Annotated in this window: 3 protein-coding genes; all 3 read right to left on the reverse strand. The window is 59.5% G+C overall.

Annotated features, from left to right (window positions below; translation table 11 throughout):
- Positions 1-188: 188 nt before the first annotated feature.
- The 3 genes from NE584_RS14690 to NE584_RS14700 all read right to left on the reverse strand — a co-directional run bounded on the left by NE584_RS14690 (position 189) and on the right by NE584_RS14700 (position 8,892).
- Positions 189-3,674 (reverse strand): hypothetical protein, encoded by a 3,486-nt coding sequence (locus NE584_RS14690; RefSeq protein WP_256183111.1) that lies wholly within the window; start codon positions 3,672-3,674, stop codon positions 189-191.
- A gap of 480 nt (positions 3,675-4,154) precedes the next feature.
- Positions 4,155-6,143: a stalk domain-containing protein gene (locus tag NE584_RS14695; protein ID WP_256183112.1), complete on the reverse strand. Its 1,989-nt coding sequence runs from the start codon at positions 6,141-6,143 to the stop codon at positions 4,155-4,157.
- 241 nt (positions 6,144-6,384) lie between these two features.
- A complete protein-coding gene (locus tag NE584_RS14700; RefSeq protein WP_256183113.1) occupies positions 6,385-8,892 on the reverse strand; it encodes a stalk domain-containing protein in 2,508 nt (835 codons plus the stop codon).
- Between the last annotated feature and the right edge of the window lie 286 nt (positions 8,893-9,178).

The following is a 9,178-nucleotide window of genomic DNA, read 5'->3' on the forward strand; positions in this document are numbered from 1 at the left end:
ACCGCCCCCATTTCTTTCCCTATCCTATGACGGGGCAGAAAAAACGGTCCCTTTCCCTAAAAGAGCGCCGGGCAGGCCCTTACGGGTCTGCCCGGCGCTCTTTTAGGGAGACGCTCCGCAGAGCGTGAGAGAGGAAGCAAAGTAATGCTCTTCCTTCCGCCGGCCTGCGGGACCGGCTCTATCTGCGCTTACACAGAGGCGAAAACGTCCTTCGCCCACTGGGCCACGCTCTCCGGGTACACCGTGTACACATAGTCCATGGTGTACTGATACTTCTCGTAGCTCTCCTCCTTACCGGAATACTGGTAGGTCTCGCCGGCCTTCAGAGAGGTGCCCTTCTCCACATCCATGTAGGGCTGGCCCAAATAGTACCAAGCCACCACCTTGGTAACGGAGTGGTCGGTCTCGCCCCAATCCTTGAACTTCCAGGACTGGAGCCCGGAGGCCCGGACATGCTCCTCGATCCAGGACTCGCTCTTCCCGGCTTCCCGGTACAGGTCCTTCACGATCTCGATCACGTCCTGCTGGGCAGCGGGGTTGTCACCATCGGTCTCGCCATTGAACATCCACACGGACACCTCGTTGTCGATCATGGCCTGGACCTCTTCCTCGGTCCAGCTCCCCAGGCTGCTGTTTGCCAGGGTGCCGTCCACCGTATCAGCGGACGCCATGCCGCCCAGGTTGCCGTTGCACTCCACATAGCCCGCCACCAGATCGGGGCGCTGGCGGATCACGTCAGAGGAGATCAGGGTGCCCTGGGAGTTGCCCACCAGGATGATGCGGTCCTTGTCCGCGTTCCAGTTCTCGATGGCGTAATCCAGCACGCCGGCGATCTCCTTGGCAGAATTCTCTACTGTGGAGGAGTGGACGTTGACACTCATAATGATGGCGTCAGGCATCTGGCGGTGCCACTCGGTCATCATCACGTCATAGACCACGTTGCAGCCCAGGTTGTTGGCCGGGGTGGTGCTGCCGTCGGTGACCTCCCAGTAGCAGACGCCGCCGCCGCACTGATAGTCGATGACGGGGTAGGGCTCCGCCCGGTTGGGGTCATAGTTGTCGGGGTAGATAACATGGACGGGGACCTCGCCCTGATCGCCCAGCATAGTGTAGTCTGCAGCTTTCCAGCCTACATCCACCATCTCCAGCTCCACCTTGTCCAGGTCATCGGCCAGGATGGTGGGCTCCCAGACGGTATCGGCGAGCATAGTGCCAGCGCCGTCAGTGGAGCGGATACCGGTGGTGATGTCGTCGCTGTTGACGCACAGCACCAGGTCCATATTCTCTCTCCACTGCAGGCCCTTTTTAATGGTGTTGGGGTAGATGGTGATGCCCAGGGCGTCGGTGGTCTGGGTATCGCCGTAGTGGACGTTGCCCTCTGAGTCCACATACCAGCTGGAGCTGGTGCACAGGGTACCGTAAGTCTCACGGCTGCGGTCGGTGACCTTATCCGTCCCCTGATCGACGGTCAGGGTGACCACGTTCCCATCCACAGAGGCGCCGGTGATCTCCACCTCGCCGAACTCCGGATTATTGAAGCCCCGGTCATACAGGGTGTAGCTGTCGGCGGTGACGCCGGTCAGGTCAGTACCCGCGGCGTAGGTGATGTCCACTGTACCCACCTTGTAGCCATAGAAGTTAGCCACGGCTGTGGCCTGGATAGAGGTGATCTGGTCAGCGGCGGGAGCTCCGGCAGTGACGGAGGCGCCTTTCTTGTCCAGAGCCCACTCCTGATACAGTTCGTCGTACACGGTATACTTATAGCCCTGCTTGCTGCTGCCGGCAGCGCTGCCCCGGCAGTCCAGGGTATAAGTATCCCCGTCGCTCAGCTTGGTATTGTAGACGATCTGGCCGTCCACGATTTCCAAGTCGGGGCCATAGAAAGCGGCATCATCAAAGTACCAGCCGTTGATACGGGTGGTGGAGTGGTCGCTCTCACCCCAGTAGGCATAGATCTCAGAGGGGTAACCGGTAAGACGAATGTTCTCCTTAGCCCAGTCGGCCCCCTTAAGTTCGGTCATGATCTGGGTGTACTGAGCGATGCTCTCCACGTTGTTGGAGTCCTGCTCTCCGTCGAAGGCCCAAACCTTCAGGCCGGTAGCAGCGATGGCGGCCCAGTCCTCCTCATCGTAGCTGTACCCGAAGGTACCATTCTGGCAGATATAGGCGTCAATGGTGAAGTCATACTTGCCCTCGGGCAGAGTGCTGGTCTCCTCCAGTCCGGCATCCTTCTTCTGGTTCTGGGGGTTGTAAGCCTGTCCAGCCAGAGCCTTAATGACCAAGGCGGAGGCCATGGTGCCTCTGGAGTTGCCCTGGAGTACGATGTTGCCGGTCACACCATAGGTGTCGATGAAATACTGCATCACATTGACATCGTCCACCACGAAATCATAGATATCGAAATACTCGCCGGGGCCTGCGCTGGAGCGGTCGTGGATGTTGACCACGATGGCACCCTTGTTGGCCCAGGAGGTGGTGGCGGAATCATACATGATGCCGGTGCCATCGTCATCGGTGCCGTCGGGCAGCTTCCAGTAGGAGATGCCCTGTCCCTGCAGGGTGAACACGATGCCGTTGGCGGGATCATAGTTGGCGGGGATATAGGCGTAGCCCCGGACATAGGCGTCCTGGGTGCCGTCAGTAGCTGCCGCGGCGGTAGAGGGAATCCGGATGCCCAGATCCTCAAAGGACTGGAACTTACCAGCGCCGAACTGGCGGTCCACCGTCTCCTTCCACAGCCCGCCGGCGTTATACTGGCCCTTACCGTTGGCCAGGCAGGCGGCGGCGCTCTCAGCCTCGCCGGCGTGGCGCAGCTTCAGCTCCAGGCACGCGCGGCTCTGGTAACCCATGCCGGTGGTGTTGGCCTTGTACTCGCCGGAATCTTCCTTGCCGTAGTAGATGACGCCGTTCACATCGCGGTACCAGGCGCCGGTGGCATAGATGCCGAACACGTTGCGCTCACGGGGGCCTTCCTTCTGATCCCCAGTGTAGACCAGCTTGTTGTTGGCGGTGGCTGCAGAGCCGTCGTCAATCGTCAAGGTCACAGTCTGGCCCTGGACAGAGACACCAGCGATCTTGATCCGACCGTAGTCGGGGGACAGGGAGCCCCGGTCCTCCAGGATGTAGCTGTCGGCGGTGACGCCGCTGACATTGACACCCGGCTTATAGGTGACCTGCACCTCCACCACACCGGTGCCGTACATGGTCTCGTCGGTATAGGCCTGAATGCTCTGGATGTCCGCCACAGTCAGGTCGGAGCCGGTGGAGAGCGCAGCGGTGCGGGCAGCGCCGTTCCAGGTCAGACTCAGTCCGAAAAACTGAGCCAGATAGGCCAGGGGCACATAGCCCACCTCACCGGACAGATCGGCGGCGGTGTCCATAGTCATGCCGCCAGCTTCCTTGGACCCGTCCCGGAAAGTCAGGCTGGCCTCTCCCTTTACAAAGGTGACCTCCCCTTCCTTCTGCTGATAGGTCAGCCCCAGCTGGGGGCCGATGCTCACGGGGACCTGGGTCCGGTCCTGCCCGTCGATATAGGCGGGCGCTTCCAGCTCCAGTGCCGTCCCGTTCAGCGTGACCGTTACCGCCGTGTTGACAGCCTGGACGGTCAGGCCCAGGGAGAGCAACATGGCCAGCGTCAGCACCAGAGACAGGAGCCGTTTCGTTATGGTTCGCATAAATCGATGACCTCCTCTTTTCAGGATCTCCTGATTGGATAGAGCTCTTTTCTGCATTTCCTCTCTTCCCTCTGCTTTGCGCCCCTCCTTTGTCATTTTCGTCAAAAAAGACGCTCTATTTAGTTTTATTTTAATTTTGAATATCCAAAACGTCAATCCACATTTTTTTGAAAGATAAACATTTTTTCTTCTCCCCTTCCCCTTGGTCAAAATACGATATGGGGCAGACCCCAGAGGGACTGCCCCATATCGCTAAGGAGACGCTCCGCAGAGCAAGAGAGAAAGCAAATAAATCTTACACTCCTCTGGTCAAAGCCCACTCACTGAGATACAGGAGTGATTGTTCACGCCCCACTCGGCGAACTTGTAGTCCTTGTAGAAGGAGACCTGCAGATCGTCAGCCATTCATTTCTCAGAGTAGCCGGCGGGTATAGCGCTGCCGTAGAGTCCCCACGGACTTCAGTGCATAGGTGGGATCGGTCATGTTGTTTCCAGCGCCCACTCCTGGAAGTTTTCCCCATACACGGTGTATGCATGACCCGCCTTAGTACCGGAGCGGCTGGCTCCCCGGGCCTCAACGGTGTAAGTTCCGCCCGGCATCACCTTACTGTCATACACCAGCTGCCCATTCTCATCAATATGACAGTCAGAGCCGTAATAGATCTCACCGTCTCCAAAGTACCAATAATTGATCCGGGTGGTGGAGTGGTCGCTCTCACCCCAGTAGTAGAACAGTTCAGAGGGGAAGCAGGTGAGACGCAGGTTCTCCGCGATCCACTGGTCGCTGTACCCAGCCTCTTTGAACGCCTTGATCTGTTCCTCCACATAATCAATGTTGTTGAAGTCCTGCTCCGCGTCAAAGATCCATGCCCGCAGACCGGTCTTTGCCACCGCCAGGCGGTCCTCGTAGGTCCAGAGCCCCTGCCCGCCATACAGGCCGTTGTTGCACAGGAACACGCCGATCTCGAAGTCATATACCGATTTATCCAGGGTCTTGGTACGGGGACGGTCACCCCAGTCGGCCGCATCCTGTCCGGCGGAGTAGGGCTGTCCGGCCAGTGCCTGGATGATAGTGCTGGCCGCCATGGTGCTGCGGGAATTGCCATGGATGATAATGCGGTCCCGGTCGATGTTGTAGTGCTCCAGGAGATACTTGATCACATTCACATCGTCCAGGAGATAGTCATAGTCCTCGCCGTTGCCGCCCATAATCGAGCGGTCATGGATCCCCACCACAATGGCGCCCTTTCCGATCCAGGAGGTGGTGGCCGCATCATACATGATGTTGGTACCAAAATTATTGGTGCCGTCTTCCAGGATCCAGAAGGAGGTACCATTGCCCGAGATGGTGACCACCAGAGGGACTTCCTCATCACCGGTGTAATCCTCCGGGACATAGAGGTAGCCGCGGACATACTGGTCCGGGACCACATCCTTGGCGTTCTTTGCAGTGGATTCCACCTGAATGCCCAGCTCCTCAAAGGTCTGGAAGCCGCCTTCGCCAAAATTGGTGTCAATGGTCTGCTTCCACAGACCGCCGGCGTTATACTGACCCTTTTCATTGGCCAGGCAGGCGGAAGCGCTCTCTGCCTCGCCGGTGTGGCGCAGCCTCAGCTCCAGGCAGGGCCGGGCCTGGTAGCCCATTCCGGTGGTGTTGGCCCTATACTCTGCGGTGTCCTCCTTACCGTAGTAAATGACACCATTTACATCCCGGTACCAAGCCCCGGTACAGTAAATGCCAAAGGCGTTGCGTTCCCGGGAGCCCTCCTTCTGATCTCCGGTATAGATCATCTTATTATTGGAAGTGGCTCCAGTGTTTTCCGCAATACTCAGGGTCACAGTCTGTCCCTGAACGGACACACCCGCGATCTCGATCCGCCCAAAGTCCGGGGACAGGGTCCCCCGATCCTCCAGGATGTAGGATTGCGCTGTCACACCGCTCACATCCACTCCTGGACGGTAGGTGATCTCCACCGAAACCAGTCCTTGACCATAAAAGGTCATATCCGTATAAGCCTGAATACTGCTGATGTCTGCCACAGTCAGGCCGGCACTGCCGGTCAGAGAGACCGTCCTGCTGGCTCCGTCCCAAGCCACCTGGATCCCAAAAAACCGGGCCAGATATACCAAGGGGACATAACCCACGCTGCCGGACAGGTCGGCAGCGGTATCCATAGTCATGTCGCCGGCCTGCTTCTCCCCATCCCGGAAGGTCAGGCTGGCCTCCCCCTTTACAAAGGTGACCTCCCCCTCCTTCTGCTGATAGGTCAGCCCCAGCTGGGGGCCGATGGTCACCGGCACCTGGGTCCGGTTCTGTCCGTCGATATACGCCGGGGCTGTCAGCTCCATGGCCGTCCCGTTTAGTTCAATGGACACAGGGCTGCCCACTGCCTGTACGGTCAGCCCTAACGACAGGATCATTGCCAGGGTCAGTACCAGAGCCAGGATGCGTTTTGTCACTGCTCGCACAATCGATAACCTCCTCTTTTCCTTTCCATGGCATTTCCGGGTCTCTCCTTCCTTGTAAGATCTCCCAAAAAATGCCCCTTGGATATGTCCAGTTTAATAACCAGTCTCCAAACCGTCAATCTCCATTTTTTTGACCTGTCCCCACTTTTTGTAGTCTCTGCCGCTTTTCATCTGTATGCCGGGCTTCCGGGACAAAATTTGGGGCGGAGCCTTTGGCTCCGCCCCGGAGGTCATCTGCCGGTCACTGGATCACGACCGCGTCGTCCTGTTCAAACCCGGAGGCACTGTAATAGCGGGTCACCGTGCCGTCGGCGGCGGTCTCCACGCTGTAATGCTCCAGGAAGTCCCACATCAGCGGCCGGAAACCGGGGATGCAGTTGTGGGCCTCGTACAGAGAGAAGATGTAGGTCATCACGGGGATGTCATCCTCATTGTACCACTTCCAGGTACGGTAGCGGGCGTTGTTGCTCTCCCAATCGCTCAGGCTGCCCTGGGCATCATCGTGGCCGCCGTTGAGGGCGTTTCCGCCGCTGTACACGATCACATCGCTCAGGCTGTCCTCGCCCAGGCCGTTGGCATCGGTGAAATAGGCGATCCAGTCGTTCATGTTGTGATTGGTCGCGCCCTTCAGGTTCTTGGCCGCGTCCCAGTAGATGTCGGCGCCCGCGGCGGCAGCCTCAGTGGAGCGCACCAGCACGCTGGTGTCGTCCTCGGGATAACTGGTGTCGGCCGTATAGCCGGGGATGCCCCGGTCGGCGTAGTTTCCTTCGCCCACCACCAGTCCGGCGGGGATGGCGTCGCCGCCGGAGAGACGGCTGGGCCCGCCGGCATTGCTGGAGATCACCGCGGCCAGCTGGGAGGCCCGGTTCTCCGCCAGCGCGATGGTGGCCACAGAGCCCATGGACTGGCCGGTGGTATAGATCCGGCCCATATCGAAGCGGCCGTCGTTCTTCAAATACTGGACCACCTTGTCGAAGATGGGCAGGTCATAGTCGGAGGATGTACCCTGGTTGTGGTTGGTACGGGTAGGCAGCGCCAGGGCAAAGCCCTCCGCCGCGGCGGTCTGCCACCAGGCAGTGGAATCCATGAACAGGTGCCCGGTCTGAGAGCCGCCGTGCCATACCACCACCACGGGGATGTCCTTCGTCCCCGCTGTCTCCGGCACATAGAGCAGCACGTCTGTCACATAGCCGTCGTCCAGGGTCAGGGCCTGGATGGTGATCTCAGCCTCCACCTCGTTCCCGTTCAGATCCGGGCCGCTGACGGTCCCCACCGCCCGCTTGTCCCGGGAGGAGAAGCGCTCCACCTGGATGTCGGTATAATCCAGCCGGTAGGTCAGGCCGTTGCCGTAGGAGATGGAGTTGTCATACCGGGTGTAGTCGGTCATCTCGTCCCGCAGAGCACGGGTGAAGTCATAAGAGACCGTGTCTGCGGCGGTCTCCAGATCCACCACCTTGGAGATCCGGCCCGCATACTCGGTGGCCCAGGTGTCCTCCTTCTGGCTGTATACCTGCCCGCTCACCGGAACGCTTCCCAGTGCTGTCACGCTGGCGTCTGCGCTGTCCGCCCGGTTGACCTGCTTCCAGTAGGTCAGGCTGTCGTCGGACTCCGCGTTGACCAGCCAGGTGGGAAGGGGCATATCACCCTTGGTCAGAAGGCCTGCTTCGCTCCCCTTGTCCGGGTTCAGGATCTGATCCAGCCGGTCCGCCATCTGATACAGGATCTTCTGGTTGCCGTTCTCATCCACCCGCTCGTTGATGCCGTCGCCGTCCCGGTCCCGGATATCCCCGTCGGTCATGTGCTTCCATCCGTAGGACTCCTCTCCGGCCGCCCGGAGGTTCTCCAGGCCATACGTCGTCCCGTTGAGATAGGCCTGGCTGATGATCAGATGGGGGTTCTCCGCAGCCCAGGCCTCCAGGGGGGCTGCGCCGGCTCCATAGCCCACCAGATAGAACTCACCGAAGGTGGTGAAATAGGCGCCATTGCCGGAGTGATATGCCTTGGCGGCGGCAATATAGTCCTTCTCCTGCTCCACATCTCCCCACATATAGGTGGTCTGATCAGGCAGCAGGACGAACAGACACTCGCCGGTCTCATCCGCCACCTGCTTCCAGCCGCTGTCCACCAGGAACTGGTCCGCGTTCACCCCGTCGGGCACGGCGATAAAGTGGTAATAGGGGCGGATCACCGCTGTGTCGGGGATGTAGTAGCGCACCTCACGGCCGGCAAACTCACCGGTGAGGGATGCCTTGAAGTATCCGGTCAGAGGCAGCTGGTTGCTCTCGCTGTAATCGTGGGCCGGGGCCTCGATCTCCGCCAGGTCCCGGGCCTGGAAGCCCTCCACCGGCGTGGTCAGGGCCACTGTCCGGGTCCCGCTGTTCCAAATCAGCTGGAAGCCGAAAGCCCGGGCCAGGTAGGCCAGGGGCACATAGCCTACGCTGCCGGACAGATCGGCGGCGGTGTCCATGGTCATACTGCCGGCCTGCTTCTCCCCATCCCGGAAGGTCAGGCTGGCCTCCCCCTTTACAAAGGTGACCTCACCCTCCTTCTGCTGGTAGGTCAGCCCCAGCTGGGGGCCGATGGTCACCGGCACCTGGGTCCTGCCGTTCCCGTCCACATAGGCAGGAGCGGTCAGCTCCAGGGCCCGTCCGTCCAAAGTGACGGTCACAGAGCCCTTTGCCTGGACCGTCAGGCACAGCGACAGCACCATGGCCAGCGTCAGCGCCAAAGATAAGATCCGTTTTGTCATCGCTCTCACGTTGGATGCCCTCCTCTTGTTTCATTTCTCCGGCGCCCCTTCCGCTCCTCTCTCCACTTTCTCTGCTGAGCCACCCCCTTTGTCCTATTTCTCAAAAAGGAGCGCCATGTATCACCTATCTTATTCAGATGTGAACAAAGCGTCAATCCACACTTTTTTGGAACATCTTCAATTCTTCTCCACCGCGGGGCTACCTCCTTTTCCCAGTCCTCTCAAAGGCATCTCGTCACATCCTGGGGCTGAATTCGGTCCCAAGGGTTCGGCTGTTCGCCGATTA

The organism is Clostridium sp. DFI.5.61, from assembly GCF_024462915.1.
In the GTDB taxonomy this organism is placed as follows: Bacteria; Bacillota; Clostridia; order Oscillospirales; family Oscillospiraceae; genus Lawsonibacter; species Lawsonibacter asaccharolyticus.